The sequence below is a fragment of the Janthinobacterium sp. OK676 genome (assembly GCF_900103595.1).
In the GTDB taxonomy this organism is placed as follows: Bacteria; Pseudomonadota; Gammaproteobacteria; order Burkholderiales; family Burkholderiaceae_D; genus Janthinobacterium.
This window is the reverse complement of record NZ_FNHA01000010.1, coordinates 245,182-268,248: the sequence shown is the minus strand read 5'-3', so window position 1 is coordinate 268,248 and position 23,067 is coordinate 245,182. Positions and strand designations below refer to the sequence as shown.

Genomic DNA, 23,067 nt, shown 5'->3' with positions numbered 1-23,067 from the left:
TTCTGACTTCCATTACCGGCGCTCTGCAAGGTGGCCGACGAGGCTTGCCAACTGCTAGCAGTGCTCGCACTGCGTCGCAGCTGGCGCCTTGCATAGCATCCGGTTCTGTTTGTCATAAATTGACAATATTTTCCTGAGGATTACTTAGCAGTAGTTGCGGCCATGTCTGGCATTCCTGGCATGCGCCATTGACGCTGACCTCCGCCGCACCCTGGAAACGGGGTTAACACTTTGTCAGACCAAGAGGAGAAGAAGATGAGAGCAAAAGAAACCATGGCGCTGGCCGGCCTGCTGTGTACGCTGGCCGCCTGCAGTTCCAATCCGAACAGCAACAGCATGAGCAGCACGAATGGCCGCAGCGGTGAAAGCTACAGCAATACAGCCGGGACCGGCAGCAGCACCATGAGCGACACCAGCACGAGCAGCAGCGGCACCGCAGGCACAGGCAGCGCCGACACGCGCACCTCCACGGCCAACAACGCCATGAACATGGATGGCAGCCAAACGGGCGTGAGCATCGCCTCCGCCACGGTGCAATCGATCGAGCCGGTATCGCGCGGCATGGATCAGAGCAGCAGCGACATGCAATCAGGCAGTTCCGGCACGGCGGGCAGCACTTCGGGCAACACGCAATACCGGGTCACCCTGCGCCTGGACGACGGCAGCACACGCACCCTCATGCAAAACTCCCAGCCCAGCTATCAGATCGGCGATCATGTCAAGGTGGTCAACGGCTTGCTGCAGCGCTATTAAAGAGACAGCGCCCGCATGCAACGATAACGCCTGACCGCTGGCATGCAGAGCGCCGAGCGCCAGCGCCAGCTACGCCACCGAAGCCCGGCAACAGGCAAGGCAAATCCCATCTGCCTTGCCTGTTGCCTGTTGCCTGTTGCCTGTTGCCTGTTGCCTGTTGCCTGTTGCCTGTTGCCTGTTGCCTGTTGCCTGTTGCCTGTTGCCTGTTGGCTTCCTGTTCCTGTTCCTGTTCCTGTTCCTGTTCCTGTTGCTAGTCCCCCATCTTCATCGTTCCCCATGCCCGTCGTGCTCATCGTGTCTGTTCCGCGCCGGGAGCGCCTTCCTGTGCTCCCGGCGCAAGCACCTATTCCACCATGCCCATCTTGCGCTGGCTGGCGGCCAGCCCGGCGATCAGTTCCGCCGCTTTTTTCCCGGCCAGGAAGGCATGGTCGGAATTGTAGTATTCCCACTCGCTGTAGCGTCCCGCCAGCACGATATCCTGCGTGGACAGCCATGCCTTCACCAGCGCCACATTGGCAGCCCGCGCATGGTCGTACACCACGTAGGCGTAGGGCATGTCCACCTGGTTGGCCGCCAGCAGGCGGTCATCGTCGCGCAGCAAGCCCACCGCGATGCAATCGGCCACGCAGCGGTCGATCAGGGCCTGTCCATCGAGCGGCAACGGTTTCCAGGGCGAGTAACTGATCTCGCACGTCAGGCCGAAACCGCCCGGCGCGTTGCAATGGGGACTGGCGTTACCTTGCAGGAAAATGCGGTGAAATATCGTCTCTTCCGGATAGTAAATCCAGTGTTTCTCGCTGATGTTTTCGCGCGCCACGCCCAGGTTGACGCAGCGCACGGAAATATGCCGCAAGGCGCTCGCCGCCGCCCGCACTTGTGGCGGCGCCTGTTCGCCGATCAGGCGCACCAGCTGCGGCAAGGGCATGGTGCTGAGCAAGTGCTGGTAGCGGAAGCGGCGGCCATCGCCCAGCACGATCACGTGCTGCCGTGGCAAGACCTGCACCACATCGGCATTCAATTCCAGCTTGCCTTGCAGGTGCGGCAGGAAGCCCGACATCAAGGCCTGGAAACCGCCCTGCAAAGGATAGCCGAAGCGCGCGTTCGGGCCCATCGGCTTGGCCACCGGTTCAAGCGCGCCCTCGATGATTTCGTCCAGGTTCGGCAAGGGCACGCGCCCGCCCAGCCACGACGTTTCCATCTCGGACAGGGGGACGGTCCACAATTTCTTGTTGTAGGGAATGGCGAAATGGCGGGCGATGCCGCTGCCCCACACCTGATGGATGAATTGCTCGAAATTGGGCGCGCTCTGGGCTTGTGCTTGGGCCGGCGCCGCCACGGCATCGTGCACCTGCTCCAGCCCCGTGCCCCCATCGGCGCAACAGTCTTCCACGGCGCAGGCCGCGGCCGCTGCCTGGCCCGGGGCGGCCGGCGCCTTGCCATAGCGCGCCTCGATGGCACCGACGATGCACTCCTTGATGACGGCCGGCGGCAAGCCGTACAACGCTCCCTGGAATGGATAGCGCGTGTAGACCTGCTTGCTGTACACCCAGGCTTCGCGGTTTTGCCAGTGCAGGTTGGTGCCCAGCAAGGTGCGGTACATGTCGAGCACATAGTCGTCGTTGGAAAACATGATGTGGCCCGCATGATCGAAGGTAAATCCCCGCTCCTGGATGGAGCGGCACCAGCCGCCCACGGCGGCATTTTTGTCCAGCAACAAGGTATCGGCACCCAGGTGATAGGCGGCGCTCAAGCCCGTCGGGCCGGCGCCGATGATGGCGCAGGCCACGGCTTGCGGCGCGCCCGGGGGGCGCAAGAGGTTGACGTCGGCGCCAGGTGCGGCGGCTTGCGCCGCGCCGGCGGCGGGCACCGCCTGGCGGACGCCCTGCCCCGGCGGCGTCGTGTCGAGCAAATGGCGCATCTGCTCCACCGTGGCATCCCAGGAGGTGGCATCGACGATGGCGCGCATGCTGGCGGCCATGGCCGCGCGCTGTTCCGGCGTCGCGGCCAGCGCCGCCTCGCAGGCGGCGACAAAGGCTTCCGGCGTGTCGGCGATCGCCACGATGTCGCCATACGGCACGGCCACATCGGCGATCGGGGTGCTGACGATGGGCAGCTGCGCCGCCATGTATTCGAGCACCTTGGTCGGACTGATGAAGCGGGTCGCCTCATTGCTGGCGAAGGGCAGCAGGCAGACGTCCCAGCCGGCCAGGAAGTGCGGCAGCGCCTGGTAAGGCTGCTGGCCCAGATAATGGATGTTCTGCCGCTGCGGCAGGCTGGCCGGATCGATCTTGAGGATGGGGCCGACCAGCACGATTTGCCACTCGGGATGGGCGTCGGCCAGCGCCGCCACCAGGGCCGGCTCGAAACGCTCGTCGATCACGCCGTAATATCCCAGCCTGGGCCGGCCGATCTCCGCTTGCGCGGGATGGCCGTTGTGGCGGTCCAGCGCCTGTTCGAAGTGCACGGTGTCGACACTGCTGGCGAAGCAATGGACGTTGGCGTGGCGCGTGCGCTTCGCCTCGAACAGGCTGGGGCCGCCGGCGAACACGAGGTCGGCGCGCGCCAGCAAGGCCGTCTCGCGCTGCAGCAACTGGCGCGGCGCATTCCTGAATGCGGCCAGTTCATCCATGCAGTCATACACGACCAGGCCCGCATGCAGGGCCGGCAGCAGCGGCAGCGCCATCGGGGTATAGAACCATACGATGGGGTCGTCGGCAGGCGTGATCTGGCTCAGCAGGGGCTGCAGCACGGCCAGTTGGTCGTCGTGAAAGCCGGGCGCCTGCACGGCCGTGCGGGGCTGGCACACGGTCACGTTCGGCGCCGGCGTGGACAGTTCCAGCGTGCCCGGCCCATCGTGCCAGACGGGTTCCTCGACGAAGACCACGCGGTAGAACTGCGCCAGCCGCGACAGCAGCTGTTGCGGACGCTGATACACGAAATTCCAGCGCAAATGGGAAAAAACGATGATGGTTCGCATGCCAGTTCCTTTCTGCCCCGCCAGGGCAAACGTTGAACAAAGTTGTCCGGTCAGGCGCTGCGCCTGCCGTAGTGCCGCCGCGTAAGGGGGCACGAGGATGCGCCGCAACCGCTCTTCCCCCTCGCCTTCCAGGCCGACATCCCACAGGCCGCTGCGGTGCCAGTGGCTGGCATCGTCCCAGTCGGGCCGGTCGATGACGGGATAGATGCAGATGCCGCGCAGCGCGGCGCCATGCTGGACGGCAAGCGCCGCCTCGGCGGCCACCTCGCGTATCCACGCGCCGCGCCCGCTGCCCACGTGGCTCGTTTCCGCCAGCAGCAGGGGCCGCTGGTAGCGCGCCTGCATTTCCAGCAGCAGCTGGTGCAGGGGCATGCGGCGCGGTTCGCCCAGGTGCCACCACAGGCGCAAATTGCTGCCGCTTTCCCACTGGTTGCTGTGGTAATAGTTCAAGCCGATCAAGTCCAGGTAACGGGGCGCGCCGCCCAGTTCCGGCGCTTGCCGGCCGCACAGCATGTCCCACGCTTCGAACTGCGAAGCGCGCCAGGCGGCAGCCTGTCCGACCCAGTCCGTGCGTCCGGGCGGCGCGATCACATGGATCAGGGGATCGCATTGCAAGAAGCGCGCCTGCGGGCTGACGGCGCGGATGGCGTCGCAGCCCGCCACGGTGGCCCGCACCAGCTGCCGCTTGCCTTCCTCGCCCGCATCGGGCCGGTACATATTCAGGCACTGGAACATGTGCACGGACAAGCCCCAGCTGGTAAACGAGATTTCATTGATGGGCGAATACACGGGCGCACTGCCCGCATACGGCGCGAGGAACTGCGCCGCCGCCCGGCAATAGCGGGCAAAGCGCGGCACGAAGTCGGACGAGAACAGATCGACCTCGGGCGGCCAGCCGTAATGGCAGAAGGTCCAGTTGATCTGCAGGCCCAGTTCCTGCGCCACGGCGGCGCGCTCTTCGATGAAGGAAAAGTCGAACTGGCCATCGCGCTCGGCCAGGCGCCAGCCTATGCTTTCGCGCACGCTGCGGATGCCGAACTGGCGCAGCAGCAGGTAGTCCGCGCGCACCCTGTCCAGGTGGCCCGTGGCGCGGTTCATGTCCAGCGCATGGCCGCCATGGGTGACGTGGTCGGCGCCCTCGTAGCCCGCCTGCCAGTAGGTAAGGAACGGCGCTGCCGCGCCATCGGTATCGGCCATGCCAGCCTCTCTTGATGTAGTAAGCAGATGAAACTTGCCGGGTCCGGCTTGCGTTCAATTGAGCCGGATATTGCGGGTGGCCGCGCTGAGCAGCTCCAGCGCGGCCTTCGGCGTTCGGTCCGCCGTCAGCAGGCCATTGGCTTCCTGGAAGGTGTCGGCAAACTGCGTGTAGCAAAAGCCGCTGAACATCTGCGCCGTGTTGACGACGTTCATCAGGCGCCGGTAAATGTCGAGGAAGGCCGCCTCGTTGCCCACGCGCGCATAGCCCCAGGTTTCCGCCGATTCGCCCTGTTCCCTGTCAAAGGCGATGCCGCCGAATTCCGTGAGGACGATGGGCTGGCCCCGGTGCGGAAAGCCGTCGAGCGTGAGGATGCGCCCGCCGGGCCGGCGCTGGTCGAACAGGGTCGTGCGGGCCGAGTCGCTGATCGCGTAGCGCGCCTGCAGCCGCTCCGGATCGCAGTCGTAATCGTGGATGCCGAGGATGTCGGTGGCCGACGCTTCCCAGCCGTCGTTGCCGATCACGGGCCGCGTGGGGTCGAGCGTGCGCGTCAGGTGGTACAGCGCTTCGACGGCGTTGCGGTGGGCCTGGATGGCCGTCAGGTTGGGCACGCCCCACGATTCATTGAACGGCACCCAGACGAGGATGCACGGGTGGCTATAGTCGCGCTCGATCACGTCCGTCCATTCGCGCACCATGCGCGTGATGGCCTTGCTGGAAAAGCGGTAGGTCGATGGCATTTCTTCCCATACCAGCAAGCCCAGGCGGTCGGCCCAGTACAGGTAGCGCGGATCTTCGATCTTCTGGTGCTTGCGCACGCCGTTGAAACCCAGGGCCTTGGCCAGTTCCACGTCGCGCCGCAGGGCGTCGTCGGAAGGCGCCGCCAGCAGGGTGTCGGGCCAGTAACCCTGGTCGAGCACGAGGCGCAGCGGATACGGCCGGCCATTGAGCATGAAGCGGTCGCGGTTGATGGCCACCGAGCGCAGCGCCGTGTACGACTTGACCGTGTCGAGCAGCTCATCGCCATGCCACAAGGTCACTTCGGCATCGAGCAGGATGGGCCTTTCGGGACTCCACAGCAGTTCGTTGCGCGAATCGTCGATGCCGGGGTCGGACAGGGCGATCTTGCGGCTCGCCTCGTTTTCGATCAATTTATACTGGTCGTCGGCCAGCAGGTTGTCGCCATGCCAGATGCGCACGCCCACCGTGAGGTCGTCCTGCAGGTCGCCCATGGCGAACACGTCGCAGCCGATCTCGTAGCCCTCGAACACGGGCGTCCAGCGCAGCTTGCCGATGTAGGTGGACGCCACGCGCTCTATCCACACGCTTTGCCAGATACCCGTGGTGCGCGGATACCAGATGGAATGGGGCAGCAGCTGCCAGTCCTGCTTGCCGCGCGGCTTGGCCAGGTCGTGCGGGTCGTCCTCGACGCGCACCGTCAGCACTTGCGGCCCGTCGGGCAGCAGGGCATGGCTGATGTGGGCGACAAACGGCGTATGTCCGCCCTCGTGGTCGGCCACCACATGACCGTTCAGCCACACCTTCGCATGGTAGTCGACGGCACCGAAATGCAGCAGCACGCAGGGGCCGCCCGGCTGCAGCAGGAACTCGCGCTGGTACCAGCAAACGCGGTGGAAGCCCCGGTCGCCGACGCCGCTGGCCTGCGACTCGGGCGGGAACGGCACGATGATCTCGTGCGTCCAGTCGATGCCGCCATCGGGCAGCCGGTAGCGCCGTTCATTGTCGAAGGTAAAACGCCAGGCGCCGTTCAACGACTGCCAGTTTTCGCGCACCATCTGCGGCCGGGGATACGCAAAGCCGCCCGCTTCAGGCGGGGCGGTTCCGGCCTGGCCGTCCGTATGGGGTGGGGGGAGAGAGTCATTGAGCATGCCAATTGGAGGCATGCGGCACGGGCCAAGTTCCAAAGAAAAAGGCGTGCTTTATCACGCATGAGCAAGATCAAACCATGCTCAATTCAAGGGAACCACCATGCGTGCACTGTGTCCTTCCGTGTTAAAGCGCTGTACCACCGTGCGCCCCGTGCTAGCCGCGCACTGCTTGCGGCACAGGGCCACGCAGGCGCCGCCAAAACCGGCGCCCGTCAGGCGCGCGCCATACACGGCGGACTGCGCCGACAGCAGCGCCACCAAGGTATCGAGCACCGGCAGCGACACTTCGTAGTCGTCGCGCAGGCTGGCGTGCGACAGCGTCATCAACTGGCCGAACAGCACGGGACCATGCTGGCCGCACGCTTGCAGCACGCGCAGGTTTTCGCTGACCACGTGGCGCGCGCGGCGGCGGTACGGCTCGGGCAAGCCTTCCACCACGGACGGTTCGCGCACGTCGCGCAGCGCAGCCACGCCCAGCAGGCGCGCCGCCTGTTCGCATTCGGCGCGCCGCACGTTGTACGCGCTGCCGGCCAGGGTGCGCGGCACGCCGCTGTCGATCACCAGCACCTCGCTGTCGTGCGGCAACGCCAGCAGTTCATGGCGCAGGGTGCGCGCATCGAGCAGCAACATGTGGCGCTCGTCGGCCAGGCTGGACGCCATCTGGTCCATCACGCCGCAATTGACTTGCGCGTAGCGGATTTCCGCCTGCTGCCCCATCAGCGCCAGCGACACGTCGTCAATCTGCAGTCCCAGCAGCTGGCGCAGCGCGCGCAGCATGGCGATCTCGAGCGCCGCGCTGCTCGACAGGCCGGCGCCCGGCGGCACGTCTGAATCAATATGGGCGCGCACGGCCGGCACGGCCACGCCGCGCTCCTCGAGCAGGCGGATGCAGCCTTCCAGGTAGCGGCCGAAACCGGGCGGCGCGGCGCTCTGGCGCTCGAAACGCACGAGTTCGTCAAGGGTCGCCGAATAGAACTGATGGTGACCATCGGCGGCCAGCGCCAGCATCACGCGCGTGCGTTGCGGCGTGGCGCACGGCAGCATGTAGCCATCGTTATAGTCCGTGTGCTCGCCCAGCAGGTTGACCCTGCCGGGCGCAGAGGCCGCCACCACGGGAACGGCGCCGAAATACGCGTCGGGAGTGATCATGGCAACTCCAGGGTCAGCGGACGCAGCCGTCCCTGCACCGTTGCCGCCGGCCAGTCCGGGTCGCAGGTCAGGTTGTGCAGGCGCCCGCCGCTGAGCACGAAAGTGTCTTCCACCATGCTGCCGGGCAAGCTGGGATGGAAGGCCAGGGCCATGCCATCCTTCAGGGCGATTTCCGTGTGCGCGCCGGCCGCCACTTCGGGCGAGCGGTAGCCGGCGATGCCGCCCTGCCGGAATTCCTGCACCGTATCGGGCTGGCCCGCATACGCATAGGCGCTGTCGAGCGCGTGATACACCATGCTCAGCGCATGCCCCACCGCGCAGGCATCGAGCGCCACCGCTTCCAGCGCCAGGATGGCCGCGTCCGCTTCGCCCATGCCGTCGCGCGCGGGGCGGAAGCGGCGCTGGCGGCTCAGGCTGGCGCACAGGCCGAAGCGCTGCGCGCACAGCGCCAGCACGGCCCGCTCGCCCAGCGGCGAGGCGGCCGGCGGCGCGCGCCGGTAGCGCTCGAAGCGTTCGGCGCCCGCCGCCAGCACGTACACGGCGTGCAGGCCGCGCGACCACAGGGCGCGGGCGCAGGCGCCGGCCAGCTCCTGCTCGCTCCAGTCCGGACGCGCGGCGCGCAGCGCTTCGCTGGCGGCCGCGGCGGCCAGGCCTCCCACTTCGCGGTAGCGCGCCTGTTCCGAAGCCAGCAGGGGCAAGCGCTCTTCGCGCAAGGCGGCCGGCAGGCAGCGCTCATGCAGGCCCGGCCGGTCGCTCAGCACGGGTCGCCCGCCTGCCGCATGCTGCACGAAATGCTCGCGCAACTCGGCCAGCCGGGGCTGCATCCACGGCGTCACCTGCCACGTCCAGCCGCCGCGCACCTCTTCGTGGCGCAGCCGCTGCGCCTCGGCCGCATCGGTCAGGATGTAGGCCGCATCGCGCGTGACGAGGACCTCGGCGCAGCCGCACTCGGCCGACTGGCCTGAGCCGCAGGACGCGCCCGCCGTGGCCCAGGCGAACCAGTCCATGCCGCGCAGGCGCAGCGCGCCCGCCCTTTCCTGTTCCAGCCAGCCGCGCATCTGCGCCAGTTTATGGGCAATTTCCAGTTCCACATTCCAATTCATGCGATTTCCTCTGACATTTCCCATGCCACGCGCACTTGCTGCAACTGCCGCGCCGACTCCTCGGGCAAGGCATCCATGGCGTACATGCCGGCGGCCAGCTCCGTGCCGGCCAGGTATTTGAGCCGTTCGCACGTGCGGTACGGCGGGTAGAACTGCGCGTGCAACTGCGTTTCCGGATGCGCGCGGCCATCGGTCGGCGCCTGGTACCAGGCCATCAGGTAGGGCATTTCGCGCTGCCACAGGCCGTCGTATTTCAGCAGCACGGTTTTCAGGGCGCGCGCCAGGTCCTCGCGCTGCTCCGCCGACAGGGCCGCAAAGCTGTCCGTCTGTCGCCGCGGCATCACCCACGCTTCATACGGATAGCGGGCGCAGGCGGGAACAAAGGCGATGGCTTCCGGTCCCAGGTACAGCAATCGCGTGCCAGCGTCCGCCTCCTGGCGCGCCATGTCCACCAGCAAGGCCTGGCCATGGCCGGCAAAATACGCGCGCTCCTGCTCCAGCATGCGCGCCGGCACGGGCGGAACGAAGGGATAGGCATAGATCTGGCCGTGCGGGTGGTGCAGGGTCACGCCCACTTCCGCGCCACGGTTTTCGAACGGCAGCACGTAGGCGATGCCGGGCCGGCTGGCCAGCTCCTGCGTGCGCGCGGCCCACGCTTGCAGCAGCAGGACAATGTGACTGACGGGCAAGGTGCCCAGCGAGGCGCCGGTATCCTGGGCGAACACCACCACTTCGCAATGGCCGGCGGCCGGCGCCGTGGCCACCGTCAGGTCGGGCGGATCGTGGGCGTCCAGCGCCAGGGTGGGAAAGCGGTTGTCGAAGACGGCGATATCGTAGTCGCCGGCAGGCAGTTCCGTCGGATGGGCAGGGTCGCGCGTGGGCGCCAGCGGGTTGTACTGGGGTGGCGGCAGGAAAGTGCGGCCCTGGCGATAAGCCGCATACGCCACCCACTCGCCGCGCAAGGGGTGCCAGCGCAAGTGCGGATTGGCTCCCTGCGGCTGGGGGAAAGGACTCGGTGCAAGACCAGCGACGATGGGACGCCGGCTGTAAAGGGTCAGCTGGCGCCCGTCGGGCTTGACGAGTTGCTTGCAGTACATGACGTTTCACAATCTTAAGACACGAGTTCTTAAGACTGGTACTGGCAAGGAAAGTTCCAGAGTCTGCGGCGATTCCGGCAGTTGCAGCAGCACCGATCCCAATCGGCACGAGTTTTTTACCGATCAGTACGCAAATTCCCGATTCGCATTATCATGTGCACAGCCTGTCATCCCTGCCGCGTTCAAGGCCGACCCTATTATCGTCAGGGGATAGACAAATCGTCCATTGTGATTTTCCACCACGTCCCGATATCGCTACCATGATTCCATTTTCCATACTCGACCTGGCCCCCATCGCCGAAGGCAGCGACGCCAGCCAGTCGTTCAAGAACACGCTCGACCTGGCGCAGCACGGCGAACGCTGGGGCTACAACCGCTACTGGCTGGCCGAACACCACGGCATGCCCGGCATCGCCAGCGCCGCCACGGCCGTCGTCATCGCCCATGTGGCGGCCGGCACGAACACCATCCGCGTGGGCGCGGGCGGCGTGATGCTGCCGAACCACTCGCCGCTGGTGATCGCGGAACAGTTCGGCACCCTGGAAGCGCTGCATCCGGGCCGCATCGACCTGGGCCTGGGCCGCGCGCCCGGCTCCGACCAGACGACGGCGCGCGCCCTGCGCCGCGACCTGCAGTCCGATGCGGAGCAATTTCCGCAGGACGTGCTGGAACTGATCGACTATATGTCCGACGAGCCGCGCCAGCGCGTGCTGGCCGTGCCCGGCAAGGGCGCGAAAGTGCCCGTGTGGATACTCGGTTCGAGCCTGTTCGGCGCCCAGCTGGCCGCCCACCTGGGCTTGCCGTACGCGTTCGCCTCGCACTTCGCGCCGCAAATGATGATGCAAGCCGTGGCCTATTACCGCGAACATTTCAAGCCGTCAAAACAATTGGCGAAACCGTACGTGATGCTGGGCTTTAACGTGTTTGCCGCCGATACGGATGCGGAAGCGCACCTGCGCGCCACGTCGATGCAGCAGGCCTTCGTCAACCTGCGCACGGGCCGCCCGTCGCGTCTGCAGCCGCCCGTGCCCGGCTACCTCGAGCAATTGGGTCCGCAGGAACGCGCCATGCTCGATTCCGTGCTGTCGTGCACGGCCATCGGCGCACCGGACACGGTCAAGGCGAAGATGGCCGCCTTCATCGCCGAAACAGGCGCCGACGAACTGATGATCACTTCGCAGATCTTCGAACACCAGCACCGCTTGCGCTCGTATGAAATCACGGCGCAGGTGCATGCGGAGCTGGCAAGCGGTCATAAAAACGTTTTCTAAACTGTCGCGAGCGGAAGTGAGTTGTGGACGAGACGCGGAACTGTGCGGACGCACAATGAGCATCGCAGGCCGCGACTAACGACGCGCAGTAAGTTTAGGACACATTTTAACTTTCCTCCCTCGGTATATCCCCATATACCCTTTTCCCGGCCGTCGGCAACGATCGCCGGGATTTTTTTGCCTGCCCGGCAAGAAATGCGCAGCCCCGCTATCATGCTCATCCAAAAGCATCACTCGAAGAAAGTTGTCAGCGCATGAAATCCGCACCGTCCTCCGTCGACGCCAGTACCCTGCTGACGTCCACCCGCATCCTGTTGTTCGCCCTGTCCGCCGGCGTGCTCGTCGCCAGCCTCTACTATGTGCAGCCGCTCACCTCCATGCTGGCCGCCTCGTTTGGCGTCAGCGTGCCGCAGGCGGGCTACCTGGTCACGGCCACGCAGATCGGCTATGTGCTGGGCATCGTGTTCCTGGTCCCGCTCAGCGACGTGCTGAACCGCCGCCAGTTGCTGACGTGGATGCTGATCGCCAAGATAGCCGCGCTGCTGCTGGCCGCCACCAGCCAGAACATCATCGTCTTTGCCATCGCCAGCGTCTTGATGGGCATCACGTCCAGCGCCTTGATGGTGGTCACGGCCATGGTGGCCTCGTATGCGCCCGACCACAGCCGGGGCCGCATGGTGGGCACCGTCATGACGGGCTTGTTGCTGGGCATCTTGCTGGCGCGCACAGTCTCCGGCACCGTGTCGCAGATCAGCGGCGGCTGGCGCACCGTCTACGTGCTGGCCGCCGTCGTCGTGGCCGCCCTGCTCGTCATGCTGCGCCGCATCCTGCCGAACGAGGCACCGCGTGGCAAGCTGCAATACGGAAAATTGCTGGCCTCCTTGGCCGACATCATCCGCCAGGAACCGTTGCTGCGCCAGCGCGCCCTGTTCTCGGGCCTGGGCCTGGGCACCTTCAGCGTATTCTGGACAGGGCTGACCTTCTTGCTCAGCGGTGCGCCCTACCACTATTCGGAAATGCAGATCGGCCTGTTCGGCCTGGCGGGCGCCACGGGCGCCTTTGCCGCCAACACGGCGGGCCGCATGGCCGACCGCGGCTACGCGCGCCAGGCCACGTGGCTGCTGGCCGTCGCCTCGATCGCGGGCTGGGCCCTGATCGGCTTTGGCGCCCATTCGCTGGTGCTGCTGCTGATCGGCATCGTGCTGCTGGACATGGGCGTGATGGGCTTGCAAGTGACGCACCAGTCCATCATCTATAAATTGGCGCCACATGCCCGCGCGAGGGTGACCACCGTATTCATCGCGGGCGGCTTCATCGGCGCGTCGGCAGGCTCGGCCCTGGCCAGCGCCAGCTTTGCCGCCGGCGGCTGGCCCGCCCTGTGCATGGTGGGCGGCGCCATGCCGCTGCTGATGCTGATTGTGTGGAGCAAGTACCGGCATACGCAGCGGCGCCTGGAGCGGCTAGCCTGACCGGGCGTGAACTAAGCAGCGGCCGCGAAGACGGCGCTGTCGGCCGCGGCCAGGCACAGCAGTTCATCGACCGTGACCCTGACCTTGGGTGGCATATGCCAGGTTTTCTGCCACAGCACGTGGATGGGCATGGCGGCGCCGGCAATGTCGGGCAAGACGGGCAGCAAGGCGCCGCTACGCAAGGCCTCGCCTGCCAGCCAGGTCGGCAGCTGCGCCAGGCCACTGCCGCTCACGCAAGCCTGCAGCAAGGCATCGCCATCAGCCAGTTCATGCCGGGCATGGATTTCCTGCAGCGCGGTTTCTCCCAATTCATTTCTTAACAGCCATGCCGGCCGGTTGCCACGGCGCCAGCCGGCCAGGCAAGCGTGGCTGGCCAGGTCCGCGCGCGTCAAGGGCGTGCCGCGCCGCTGCAAATACGCGGGCGAAGCGCAGATCACCAGATGCTGCTCGCCCAGGTGGCGGGCCACCAGGTCCGCATGGTTGCCCAGCTTACCGATGCGCACGGCAATATCGATGCCTTCGCCCACCATGTCCACCGCCCTGTCGCGCAGGGAAATGGACAGGTCCAGCCGGGGATGGCGCTCGCCCAGCGCCAGCAGGGCTGGCAGGATATGGCGCCGGCCAAAGGTGGTCGGTAAGTCGATGCGCAGGCGTCCGACGGGCTGCTGGTGGCCGGTGGCCAGGCAGGCTTCGGACTGCTCCAGCTCTTCCAGCACGCGCCGGCAACTGCCCAGGTACGCTTCCCCTTCCGTCGTCAGGTCGATGCGGCGCGTCGTGCGGTGCAGCAGCTGCACGCCCAGGCGCGCTTCCAGCCGCGAAATGCTCTTGCCGACCGCCGAGCCGGTCACGCCCAGCACCTGCGCCGCCGCCGTAAAACTGCCGCCGTCGACGGCCGCGACAAACTCGCGTATGCCTGCAAAACGATCTTCCATGTCACCGCCATTTCAAAAGTGTTCAATGCAATCGTGCCCAGTATAAGCAATTCTGGAATGACAGGATGCAGTGCCCGTCTTTTTACCCCCTAACTCTCGCAGAAGGATGCAATTACACTGTCTTCATCGTTGCACGGCCTGGCACTTGCCCGGCATGGCTCACTGGAGAAGAACATGAAAGCATGGCTGTTACAGGATTTCGGCTTGAACAATTTGCAGATGGCAGAGGTGCCGACGCCCGTGCCGCAGGCGGGCGAGCTGCTGGTAAAAGTGGGCGCCGTCTCGCTCAACTTCCGCGACAAGGCGATTGTCGATGGCATCTACGAGCCGCACATGGTGCCCAAGCCCCTGATTCCCGTGTCCGACGCCGCCGGCGTGGTGGTGGCCGTGGGCGCAGGCGTGAGCCGTTTCAAGGTGGGCGAGCGCGTCAATTCGCACCTGTATTCACGCTGGATCGACGGCCCGCCAGGCCCCAACGAGCCCGACTATTGCTTCGGTTCGCCCTTGCCAGGCGGTCTGGCCGAATTCATGATCATCCATGAAGACAGCGCCGTCAGGGCACCGGACATGATGAGCGACGCCGAGGCCGCCACCCTGCCCATCGCCGCCCTCACGGCCTGGTATGCGCTGATGGATGTGGGCAACTTGCAGCCGGGACAGACGGTGCTGGTGCAAGGCACGGGCGGCGTATCGATCTTTGCCGCGCAGATCGCCCTGGCGCATGGCGCGCACGTGATCGCCACGTCCAGCAGCGATGCCAACCTGGCCAGGATCAAGGCGCTGGGCGTGACAGACGGCATCAACTACCGGACGTATCCGCAGTGGGAACAGAAGGTGCTGGAGTTGACGGATGGCAAAGGCGTCGACATCACCATCGACGTGGCCGGCGGCGATGGCCTGAACCAGTCCGTTGCCGCCACCAAGGCGGCCGGCGTGATCGCACAGGTGGGTTTCCTGACGGGACAGACCACGGCATTGAAACTGATGCCGCTGATCTTCCGCCAGACGACGATACGCGGCATCGCCGTGGCACCGCGCACCTCGTTCGACCGCATGAACCCGTTCCTGGACAAGCACAATATCAAACCCGTGATCGAGCATATGTATGCGTTCGAGGAAGCCGTGCAAGCCTATGAGCACCTGTCGCGCGGCGCCTTCGGCAAGGTCGTCATCCAGGTCGCCGGCTAAGCGACCTGGCGACGACCTGGCCGTGCTTGGTTTACGTGGCTTACTTTGCAGCCTGCTCGCGCGCCTTGCCAAACGCATCGCCCGCCTTCCAGGCCGGCATTTTGGCTGCGTTGGCCACGGCCAGGCCCAAGTTCAAGGTGAACTGGGCCTGCTGCGTCATGCCGGACAGATCCCAGCTGGCATCGTACTCGTCGGTGACTTGATGGTAGCGGGGGCCATAGGCGGCCGCCTTGGCTTTCGACGCTGCCACGTCCTTGATGTACTCGCGTCCGCCATTGATGGAAAACGCGGGCACGCCCGCCTTGGCAAAGCTGAAATGGTCGCTGCGGAAATAGCCGCCCGCCAGGTCGGGACGCGCTTGCGCGATATGCATGCCCATGGCTTTGGCGGTTGCCGCCGCCATGGCGCCCAGCTCCGTGCGCTCGCTGCCTTGCGCGCCGATGTCGTGCGTGGCGCCAACAAAGTTCAAGCTATCGAGGTTCAGCGCGGCCGCCGTCTTGTTCAAGGGCCACAGCGGATCGGCCGCATACGCGGCGCTGCCCAGCAAGCCCTGTTCCTCGGCCGCCACCCACAGGAAGATCTGCGTGCGCTTCGCAGGTTGCTTGACGGCTTCCTGCGCCATGGCCAGCAAGCCTGCCGTGCCCGAGGCATTGTCGACGGCGCCGTTGTAGATCGTATCTCCGGTATCTCCTTGCTTGCCCAGGTGGTCCCAGTGGCCGCTGTAGATGACGGCTTCCTCTTTCAATGCCGGATCCGTACCCGGCACCATGCCAGCGATATTGAATTGTTCCACCTTGCGCACGGCGGACTTCATCTCGCCCGACAACCTGGCATTCAATGCGACGGCCTTGAAGTCCTTGCTTTCCGCCTGGGCGCGCAAGGCGTCCAGGTCCTGGCCGCCGGCCGCGAACAGGCGGCGCGCCGCGTCTTCCGCGATCCAGCCCTGCAGCGGCGTACCGGCCGTGCGCTCGGCCAACTGGAAGCGCTCGCTGCCGCTCCAGCTGTTCTGCACCACGCTCCAGTCGTACGAGGCCGACGGCTTCGTGTGGATCAGCAATACGCCAGCGGCACCCTGGCGCCTGGCTTCCTCGAATTTGTAGGTCCAGCGGCCGTAATAGGTCAGCGCCTTGCCGGCAAAGCGGTTCGGATCAAGAGCAGTCGGCTGCGGGTCGTTGACCATCATGACAACGATCTTGTTTTTGACATCGACACCCTTGAAATCGTTCCAGCCCTCTTCCGGCGCCGTGATGCCGTAGCCGACGAAGACCAGCGGCGCATCGAACGTATGCGCGGCAACGGAGTCGCCCGTGGCCCAGACCCAGTCCGGACCGAACGCCAGCGGCACCGCCTTGCCCCCCGCCACCGCCTGCAGGCTGCTATCTTGCGGCAAGGATTTCACGCCGGCGATCTGCACGCTCTGGCGGTAGCTGTTGCCGCGCACGGGTTTCAAGCCGGCCATCTGCGCCTGGGTTTCCAGGTAGGCAACCGTCAGGTCGGCACCGCGTTGGCCCGTGCCGCGGCCTTCCAGCAAATCGTTGGACAGGAAGGCCAGGTGGGCGCGCAAGGGCGCTTCCTGCACCACGGGCAAACCGGTCGCGGCCTGGGCGGAAAACGCCAGCGCAGTCAAGGCAAGGGAAGAAAACAGCTTCTGCATAAGATCCTTTGGGTAAGAGGAGGAAAGCGATCCGGCGGATAGCCGGGCCGGCGATTGTATGCCATGGTGAAAGAGGGATCAAAATGCGGACGAAAAAAATGGCTATGTCACCGTCAGATGTGGGAATGCGCCCAGTGTTGCTTTCAACAGCGTTTCCGGCGAACGGATGCGCCTGGCGTCGAGTATCCAGCGCCATCCCAGGTAGTTCGGCAGGTAGCGCGTCGCCACGCCGTGAAACGGCCCCAGCCATTGTCGCAAACGGCTGTGATAGGCATTGACGTTCTGTACGTGGGCGGCGCCCTGCACGCGGATGCCGGCGCGCAAGTTGACGGCCTGGTGGCTGATACGAGCCTCCTTCGCAAAAGCCCGGTAGGCGGCATGGCCGTCGGTGACCAACAAGACATCCTTGTCGATCATGGGCAACAAACAGTGGTGCAACTGCGCCTGCGTCAGCGCCCCTTTGCCCGCAAGTGGTCTGAATGGCAGGTGGGACAGGCCAATCGCGGCTGGGCCACGCTTTCCAGCAGCGCGATGGTCGCGTCGTGTGGCGAGTTGCCATGCAGCAGGGCAATGCCTGTTTGCCGCTGGCGTTGGCTCAACCGGGCAAACTGCGCGATCAAGGTGATCCATTCGGCTGGCCGCATGATTGGCTCCCGCAGAGTGAGTATGCAGAGTCAGACAGCACGGCCACAGGAAGATTCCGGCATTTCCCCTACTTACCGATGACAGAGCCAAAAAAATCCCCGCGGCAAGGGCGGGGATGTTTCAGGAAGAACGTTCAGACCAGCAAGGCGGCCGCCAGAGATTCGATCTCTTCCGCCGATTCCTCGAGGATGGTGTGCAAGGTGCTGCCACCGATGCCGAAATCGATCTTCGCCGCCGCCTGGCGCCGCGCGGCGCTTTCCGGCGGGTGCAAAGGCGAGCCGACGGGCGACAGGTCGTTGGCCAGCACCAGGGTCGCGCCCAGGGTGCGGGGCGGGAACGTGCTGCCGCCGTGCCACATGCCTTCCACGGCTTGCAAGACCAGGTCCGGCACTTGCAGCTGGCGCAGCACGCCACGGCCGATCAGCTTTTCGCCATATTCGATCCAGTCTTCGGTATTGTCGTCCAGCAAACCCGGATATTCCTCGGCGCGCGACAGCAGATAAAAGCCGCCCACTTCGTGCACGATGGCGGCGAACATGGCCGTTTCCACGTCCACATGCGTGACTTTCCGCGCGATCACCTGGCTCAGCGCGGCCACGTGGGCCGTGTGTTCCCACAGCTTGGCCGCCTTGGCGCGCAATTGCGGGTCCGTGATCTGGCTGCCCAGCTGGCGCACGATGACGGACGCCACCATCGACTTTAATGTAGCAAAGCCCAGGCGCGAGACGGCCGCGCGCACGTTGGCGATTTCATTGCCGGAACGGTTGTAGGCGGCCGAGTTGGCCAATGCCACGACCCGCGCCGACAGCAGCGGCTCGGCCATGACCATGCGGGCGGCCGCTTCGATATGGCAATCAGGGTCGTCCAGCGCTTCCTGCAGCTTCAAGGTGGCCTTGACGTTGGCGGGGAAGGTCAGTTCGCCCTTGCTCGCTTGCAGCGCGATAATCTTGAATACTTCCAGTCTATCCATGGCTCGATCTCCGGTACGGGCCTGTTCAGGCTCTGCTGTGTGGAGGGGCCGGGAAGGCGCATTGCGTCCCGGCCTGCTCCCGTTTCCGGCAATATTACAGCAAGTTTATACTCAAACCTATTACTTTCCGGAAACTTTCCCGGCCACGCCTTCGACAAAATAATCCATCTTCGTCAGCGCCGCATCGTCCAGCACGCCTTTGTCCAGGCGTACCTTGCCATCGTTGTCCTTGATCGGCGCGCTGAATGGATTGAGCTTGCCAGTTACCAAGTCTTTCTCGCGCGCCAATACAAACTGTTTCACGTCGGCGGGCACGGCGGCGTTGATGCCTTCGAGCTTGACCATGCCATCCTTGATGCCGCCCCAGGTGCTGCTGGTTTTCCACGTACCGTCGAGCACAGCTTGGGCCTGCTTCGTATAGTAGTCGCCCCAATGGTGGGTGACGGCGGCCAGCTGCGCCTTCGGCCCATATTTTTTCATGTCCGAATGATAGGCGATCGCATACTTGCCCTTCTCTTCGGCCGCCTGCACCACGGCGGTCGAGTCCGTGTGATGGGTGACCACGTCGGCTCCCTGGCCGATCAGGGTGATGGCCGCGTCGCGCTCCTTGCCCGGGTCGAACCAGCTATTGACCCACACCACTTTCACTTCCGCCTTGGGGTCGACGCTGCGCATGCCGCGCGTGAAAGCGTTAACTCCCTGCAACACTTCCGGGATGGGGAATGCCGCCACATAACCGGCCACGTGGGTCTTGCTCATCTTGCCCGCCAACACGCCGGCCAGGTAGCGGCCTTCGTAGAAACGGGCGTTCGTGTTGGCTACGTTGGGCGCCGTTTTATAGCCCGTCAAATGAATAAACTTCACATTAGGAAATTGTTTCGCCACTTTCAAGGTGGGATTCATGTAGCCGAACGAGGTCGTGATGACCAGCTTGCTGCCCGTTTGCGCCAGGTCGCGGATCACGCGCTCGGCATCGGCGCTCTCCGGCACGTTTTCCACAAAGCGGGTGCTGATCTTGCCGCCCAGCGCCTTTTCCATTTCCTTGCGCGCCTGATCGTGCTGGGTGGTCCAGCCCGCGTCGCCGATGGGGCTGATATACACGAAGCCGACATTCAGCGGCGCAGTCGCGGGCGCGGCGGCCATGGCGGGCATCAGAATGACACTGCAAACGGCGGCGCACAACAGTTTCTTGGACATGGTTTTCCTTGTGGTCAGTGATTAATTTCCGGGATTGAAATTTTTCCCCAGCGAAGCGGGCATGTTGAGCTTGATGTAATTGGCATTGCTGGAGATCAAAACCAGCACGACGATGGCCGCCAGATACGGCAACATCGACAGCAGTTGCGACGCGATGGGCACGCCCAGCGCCTGCGCGTGGAACGTCAATATCGTGATGCCGCCAAACAGGTAGGCGCCGCCCACCACGCGCGCCGGGCGCCAGGTGGCAAACGTGGTCAGCGCCAGCGCGATCCAGCCCCGTCCCGCCACCATGCCCTCGACCCACAGCGGTGTGTAGACGAGCGACAGGAAGGCGCCGGCCAGACCGCAGCAGGCGCCGCCGAACAGCACGGCCGCCAGACGGATGCGGCGCACGGGGTAGCCGAGCGCATGCGCGGACGCGGGCGACTCGCCCACGGCGCGCAGCACGAGTCCCGCCCGCGTGCGGTACAGGAACCAGGCGATGGCCAGGCACAGCAGCAGCGACAGATACACCATCGGATGCTGGCGGAACAGGGCCGGCCCCAGCACGGGAATATCTTCCAATACAGGGATGCCGAAGCGGCCATTCTGCAAGCTGTTGCCCACGTACTTCAAGCCGATATACGTGGATGCGCCCGCGCCGAACAGCGACAAGGCCAGCCCCGTCGCATACTGGTTCGTGCCCAGCCACACGGTCAGCCAGGCAAAGAAGCCGGACAGCACCATGCTGGCGCCCGCCCCCGCCAGGAAGCCCAGGGTCGGGCTGCCCGTGTTGACGGCAACGGCAAAGCCCGTGATGGCGGACACCAGCATCATGCCTTCCGCGCCCAGGTTCACCACGCCCGCCTTTTCATTGACGAGCAAGCCGAGCGCGGCCAGCATCAGCGGCGTGCCCGCATTGATGCTGGCGGCAATCAATGGCGCGATGGTGAGGGCCAGGTTATCCATGTTTTCTCCAGCGCAATTTGTATTGGATCAGCACGTCGCAGGCGAGCAGGGCGAACAGCAAGATGCCCTGGAACACGCCCGTAATCGCGCTGGGCAAGCCGAGGCGCGATTGCGCCAGTTCGCCGCCGATATAAAACAGGGCCATGACGAAGCTGGAAAAAATCACGCCCACGGGATGCAAGCGCCCGACAAAGGCGACGATGATGGCGGCAAAGCCGTAGCCGGGCGAGACCGTGGGCGTCAACTGCCCCATCGGCCCCAGCACTTCGCAGGCGCCCGCCAGGCCCGACAGGGCGCCGCAGATCAGCAAGGATGACCACAAGGTCTTGCGCGAGGAAAAGCCCGCATAGCGCGCGGCGGCGGGTGCCATGCCGCCCACGCGCAAGCGGAAGCCGGCGATGCTTCTGGATAAATACAGCCAGCCGCCCAGCGAGGCCAGCAAGGCGAACACGATGCCCACGTGCAAGCGCGTATCGCTGATCACCATCGGCAGCAGCAAGCCGTCGGACAGCAGTTTCGACTGGGGAAAATTAAACCCTTCCGGGTCGCGCAACACGCCATACACGAGATAGCTGAGCAGCAATTGCGCGATGTAGACGAGCATCAGCGAGACAAGGATTTCGCTGGCGTTGTAGCGGTCGCGCAGCCACGCCACCAATCCCGCCCACGCCATGCCGCCCGCCATGCCGGCCACCAGAGACACGCCGATGAGGGCCGCACCGCCGATGCCGTCGTCGAGGTACAGCGCGGCCGCGCCGCCGCAGATGGCACCCAGGGTCAGCTGCCCTTCCGCGCCGATGTTGTAGATGTTGGCGCGAAAGCAGATGGCCAGGCCGACGGCGATCAAGAGCAAAGGCGCCACCTTGAGACCCAGCTCGGACCAGCCGTGCGCATCGCGCAAGGGTTCGACAAAGAAGACGGCAAGTCCCGCCAGCGGATCGTGGCCCAGCGCAATAAACAGCAGCGCACCGCACAGCACGGTGAGCAGCACGGCCAGCACGGGCGACAGCCACGACATCAGCCGCGATGGCGCGGGACGGGCTTCCAGGCGCAAGGCAAACTTAGCCATGGACTGCCTCCTGCGGCCACAGCCCGCTCATCCATTGACCCACGAGGGCCACGCTCGCGTCGGCCACGTCGAGCGATGGTGACATTTTTCCCTTCGCCATCACCAGCAGGCGGTCGCTGATGTCGAACAATTCATCAAGTTCCTCCGAAACGACCAGCAGCGCGCAACCAGCGTCGCGCAGCGCCAGCAATTCGGCGCGGATTTGCGCGGCCGCACCCACGTCCACGCCCCAGGTCGGCTGCGCCACCACCAGCACCGTGGGTCCGCGCATGACTTCGCGTCCGACTATGTATTTCTGCAAGTTGCCGCCCGACAGGCTGCGCGCCAGCGCCTGCGGCCCGCCCGCCTTCACCTGGAAGCGGGCGATGATGGCGGCCGCCCGCTGCGCGATCACCTTGTGGCGCACGAAGCCGTGGCGGATGGTGGCCGGTGTCTGCAAGCTCAATAAAACGTTGTCGGCCAGCCCCATGTCGGGCACGGCGCCCCGGCCCAGCCTTTCCTCCGGCACGAAGCCGAAGCCCAGGGCGCGCCGGCGACCCGGCGGCAAGCGTCCCGCCGGCGTACCGTTCAGCACGATGCTGGCGGCAGCCGCGCGCATGTCCTCGCCCGACAGGGCGGCCAGCAATTCCTGCTGGCCATTGCCGGACACGCCCGCGATGCCGACGATCTCGCCCGCGCGCACGTCAAAATGGATATCGATCAATTGCGTGGCGAAGGGGTGGCTCTTCGGCAAGTTCAAGCCCTTGACGCTCAGCATGGCCGCGCCGGGCGGGCGCGCCACGCGCGTGACGGCGGGCGGCTCGGCGCCTATCATCATGCGCGACAGGCTGGCCGCCGACTCTTGCGACGGGTCGCACACGCCCGCGTTCTTGCCGGCGCGCACCACCGTGCACGTATGGCACAGGGCGCGGATTTCGTCGAGCTTGTGGCTGATGTAGAGGATGCTGCAGCCTTCGGCCGCCAGCTGGCGTAAAGTGCCAAACAGTTTTTCCACGGCGCCCGGCGTCAGCACGGACGTCGGTTCATCGAGGATCAGCAGTTGCGGCTTGGCCAGCAAGGCGCGCACGATTTCCACGCGCTGGCATTCGCCGACGGACAAGGTGTGCACGTGGCGCTGCGGTTCCAGGTCCAGGCCGTACTGGCGCGCCGTGTCTTCGATGCGCTGGGCCAACTCCGACATGTTGGTACCGGCGGGCAAACCGAGGGCGATGTTTTCCGTCACGGTCAAGGTGTCAAACAGGGAAAAGTGCTGGAACACCATGGCGATGCCCAGCGCTCGCGCGGCCGACGGGTTGGCAATGTCCACTTCGCGGCCATTCCACAGGATGCGGCCGCCATCGGGTTGCACGGCACCGTAGATGATTTTCATCAAGGTCGATTTGCCGGCGCCGTTTTCGCCGAGCACGGCGTGGATCTGCCCGGGCGCGACGGTCAAACGGATGCCGTCGTTGGCCACCACGGCCGGATAGCGCTTGCTGATATCGAGGAGTTCCAGGCGTGCCGTCATTGTTTTTTTCGTGCCTCGCTGCGTGGTATGCGGGATGTCGATCGGTGAAAA

Annotated in this window: 17 protein-coding genes and 1 pseudogene; 4 read left to right on the top strand and 14 right to left on the bottom strand. The window is 65.2% G+C overall.

The genetic code is table 11. The features are described 5' to 3' along the window. Window positions 1-255: 255 nt before the first annotated feature. A complete protein-coding gene (locus BLU39_RS20080; protein ID WP_139178396.1) occupies window positions 256-753 on the top strand; it encodes a hypothetical protein in 498 nt (165 codons plus the stop codon). Window positions 754-1,096: 343 nt separating this feature from the next. Here the strand turns inward: BLU39_RS20080 and BLU39_RS20075 are convergent, their stop codons facing one another. The 5 genes from BLU39_RS20075 to galT form a co-directional block, all read right to left on the bottom strand. After that, entirely contained in the window at window positions 1,097-4,927 is a 3,831-nt protein-coding gene (locus BLU39_RS20075; protein WP_092716131.1) for an NAD(P)-binding protein, read from the bottom strand. A gap of 54 nt (window positions 4,928-4,981) precedes the next feature. After that, window positions 4,982-6,829, bottom strand: a complete 1,848-nt coding sequence (locus BLU39_RS20070; protein WP_314607399.1) for a glycoside hydrolase family 2 protein — start codon at window positions 6,827-6,829, stop codon at window positions 4,982-4,984. A 66-nt stretch (window positions 6,830-6,895) separates the two neighbouring features. Beyond that, window positions 6,896-7,963, bottom strand: a complete 1,068-nt coding sequence (galK, locus tag BLU39_RS20065) for a galactokinase (RefSeq protein ID WP_092716127.1) — start codon at window positions 7,961-7,963, stop codon at window positions 6,896-6,898. Continuing rightward, window positions 7,960-9,066, bottom strand: a complete 1,107-nt coding sequence (locus tag BLU39_RS20060; RefSeq protein ID WP_092716125.1) for a M24 family metallopeptidase — start codon at window positions 9,064-9,066, stop codon at window positions 7,960-7,962. The genes galK and BLU39_RS20060 overlap by 4 nt, the downstream gene beginning before the upstream one ends. Next, window positions 9,063-10,163 (bottom strand): galactose-1-phosphate uridylyltransferase, encoded by a 1,101-nt coding sequence (galT, locus tag BLU39_RS20055; protein WP_092716123.1) that lies wholly within the window; start codon window positions 10,161-10,163, stop codon window positions 9,063-9,065. Before galT ends, BLU39_RS20060 begins: the two co-directional genes overlap by 4 nt. A 260-nt stretch (window positions 10,164-10,423) precedes the next feature. Here galT and BLU39_RS20050 point away from each other — a divergent pair, with 260 nt between their 5' ends. Next, window positions 10,424-11,434, top strand: coding sequence for an LLM class flavin-dependent oxidoreductase (locus BLU39_RS20050; protein WP_092716121.1), 1,011 nt, complete (start codon window positions 10,424-10,426; stop codon window positions 11,432-11,434). A gap of 254 nt (window positions 11,435-11,688) precedes the next feature. Then, window positions 11,689-12,903 (top strand): MFS transporter, encoded by a 1,215-nt coding sequence (locus BLU39_RS20045; protein WP_092716118.1) that lies wholly within the window; start codon window positions 11,689-11,691, stop codon window positions 12,901-12,903. A gap of 11 nt (window positions 12,904-12,914) precedes the next feature. On the opposite strand, the gene BLU39_RS20040 is transcribed toward BLU39_RS20045, so the two are convergent. Next, window positions 12,915-13,835, bottom strand: a complete 921-nt coding sequence (locus tag BLU39_RS20040; protein WP_092716116.1) for a LysR family transcriptional regulator — start codon at window positions 13,833-13,835, stop codon at window positions 12,915-12,917. Window positions 13,836-14,009: 174 nt separating this feature from the next. Here BLU39_RS20040 and BLU39_RS20035 point away from each other — a divergent pair, with 174 nt between their 5' ends. Then, entirely contained in the window at window positions 14,010-15,023 is a 1,014-nt protein-coding gene (locus BLU39_RS20035; protein ID WP_092716114.1) for a zinc-dependent alcohol dehydrogenase family protein, read from the top strand. A gap of 40 nt (window positions 15,024-15,063) precedes the next feature. Here the strand turns inward: BLU39_RS20035 and BLU39_RS20030 are convergent, their stop codons facing one another. The 8 genes and pseudogenes from BLU39_RS20030 to BLU39_RS20000 form a co-directional block, all read right to left on the bottom strand. Beyond that, window positions 15,064-16,677: a M28 family peptidase gene (locus BLU39_RS20030; RefSeq protein ID WP_092716112.1), complete on the bottom strand. Its 1,614-nt coding sequence runs from the start codon at window positions 16,675-16,677 to the stop codon at window positions 15,064-15,066. Between the two features lie 102 nt (window positions 16,678-16,779). Next, a pseudogene (locus tag BLU39_RS29045) lies at window positions 16,780-17,094 on the bottom strand (IS1595 family transposase); the annotation flags it as partial. A gap of 32 nt (window positions 17,095-17,126) precedes the next feature. Continuing rightward, entirely contained in the window at window positions 17,127-17,321 is a 195-nt protein-coding gene (locus BLU39_RS29040) for a hypothetical protein (protein WP_254789018.1), read from the bottom strand. 134 nt (window positions 17,322-17,455) lie between these two features. After that, window positions 17,456-18,292 carry an HDOD domain-containing protein gene (locus BLU39_RS20020; protein WP_092716110.1) on the bottom strand — a complete coding sequence of 279 codons (837 nt, stop codon included), beginning with the start codon at window positions 18,290-18,292 and terminating at the stop codon, window positions 17,456-17,458. Window positions 18,293-18,412: 120 nt separating this feature from the next. Further along, window positions 18,413-19,489, bottom strand: coding sequence for a BMP family ABC transporter substrate-binding protein (locus BLU39_RS20015; protein ID WP_092716108.1), 1,077 nt, complete (start codon window positions 19,487-19,489; stop codon window positions 18,413-18,415). A gap of 21 nt (window positions 19,490-19,510) precedes the next feature. Further along, complete coding sequence (locus BLU39_RS20010; RefSeq protein ID WP_092716105.1) at window positions 19,511-20,440, bottom strand: ABC transporter permease; 930 nt, start codon at window positions 20,438-20,440, stop codon at window positions 19,511-19,513. Then, a complete protein-coding gene (locus BLU39_RS20005) occupies window positions 20,433-21,509 on the bottom strand; it encodes an ABC transporter permease (RefSeq protein WP_092716103.1) in 1,077 nt (358 codons plus the stop codon). Before BLU39_RS20005 ends, BLU39_RS20010 begins: the two co-directional genes overlap by 8 nt. Next, window positions 21,502-23,016 carry an ABC transporter ATP-binding protein gene (locus BLU39_RS20000; protein WP_092716100.1) on the bottom strand — a complete coding sequence of 505 codons (1,515 nt, stop codon included), beginning with the start codon at window positions 23,014-23,016 and terminating at the stop codon, window positions 21,502-21,504. Before BLU39_RS20000 ends, BLU39_RS20005 begins: the two co-directional genes overlap by 8 nt. Between the last annotated feature and the right edge of the window lie 51 nt (window positions 23,017-23,067).

Coding starts and splice junctions, on each gene's coding strand:
- BLU39_RS20080 (WP_139178396.1), top strand. CDS start 256: ATGAGAGCAAAAGAAACCATGGCGCTGGCCGGCCTGCTGTGTACGCTG.
- BLU39_RS20075 (WP_092716131.1), bottom strand. CDS start 4,927: ATGGCCGATACCGATGGCGCGGCAGCGCCGTTCCTTACCTACTGGCAG.
- BLU39_RS20070 (WP_314607399.1), bottom strand. CDS start 6,829: ATGCCTCCAATTGGCATGCTCAATGACTCTCTCCCCCCACCCCATACG.
- galK (WP_092716127.1), bottom strand. CDS start 7,963: ATGATCACTCCCGACGCGTATTTCGGCGCCGTTCCCGTGGTGGCGGCC.
- BLU39_RS20060 (WP_092716125.1), bottom strand. CDS start 9,066: ATGAATTGGAATGTGGAACTGGAAATTGCCCATAAACTGGCGCAGATG.
- galT (WP_092716123.1), bottom strand. CDS start 10,163: ATGTACTGCAAGCAACTCGTCAAGCCCGACGGGCGCCAGCTGACCCTT.
- BLU39_RS20050 (WP_092716121.1), top strand. CDS start 10,424: ATGATTCCATTTTCCATACTCGACCTGGCCCCCATCGCCGAAGGCAGC.
- BLU39_RS20045 (WP_092716118.1), top strand. CDS start 11,689: ATGAAATCCGCACCGTCCTCCGTCGACGCCAGTACCCTGCTGACGTCC.
- BLU39_RS20040 (WP_092716116.1), bottom strand. CDS start 13,835: ATGGAAGATCGTTTTGCAGGCATACGCGAGTTTGTCGCGGCCGTCGAC.
- BLU39_RS20035 (WP_092716114.1), top strand. CDS start 14,010: ATGAAAGCATGGCTGTTACAGGATTTCGGCTTGAACAATTTGCAGATG.
- BLU39_RS20030 (WP_092716112.1), bottom strand. CDS start 16,677: ATGCAGAAGCTGTTTTCTTCCCTTGCCTTGACTGCGCTGGCGTTTTCC.
- BLU39_RS29040 (WP_254789018.1), bottom strand. CDS start 17,321: ATGCGGCCAGCCGAATGGATCACCTTGATCGCGCAGTTTGCCCGGTTG.
- BLU39_RS20020 (WP_092716110.1), bottom strand. CDS start 18,292: ATGGATAGACTGGAAGTATTCAAGATTATCGCGCTGCAAGCGAGCAAG.
- BLU39_RS20015 (WP_092716108.1), bottom strand. CDS start 19,489: ATGTCCAAGAAACTGTTGTGCGCCGCCGTTTGCAGTGTCATTCTGATG.
- BLU39_RS20010 (WP_092716105.1), bottom strand. CDS start 20,440: ATGGATAACCTGGCCCTCACCATCGCGCCATTGATTGCCGCCAGCATC.
- BLU39_RS20005 (WP_092716103.1), bottom strand. CDS start 21,509: ATGGCTAAGTTTGCCTTGCGCCTGGAAGCCCGTCCCGCGCCATCGCGG.
- BLU39_RS20000 (WP_092716100.1), bottom strand. CDS start 23,016: ATGACGGCACGCCTGGAACTCCTCGATATCAGCAAGCGCTATCCGGCC.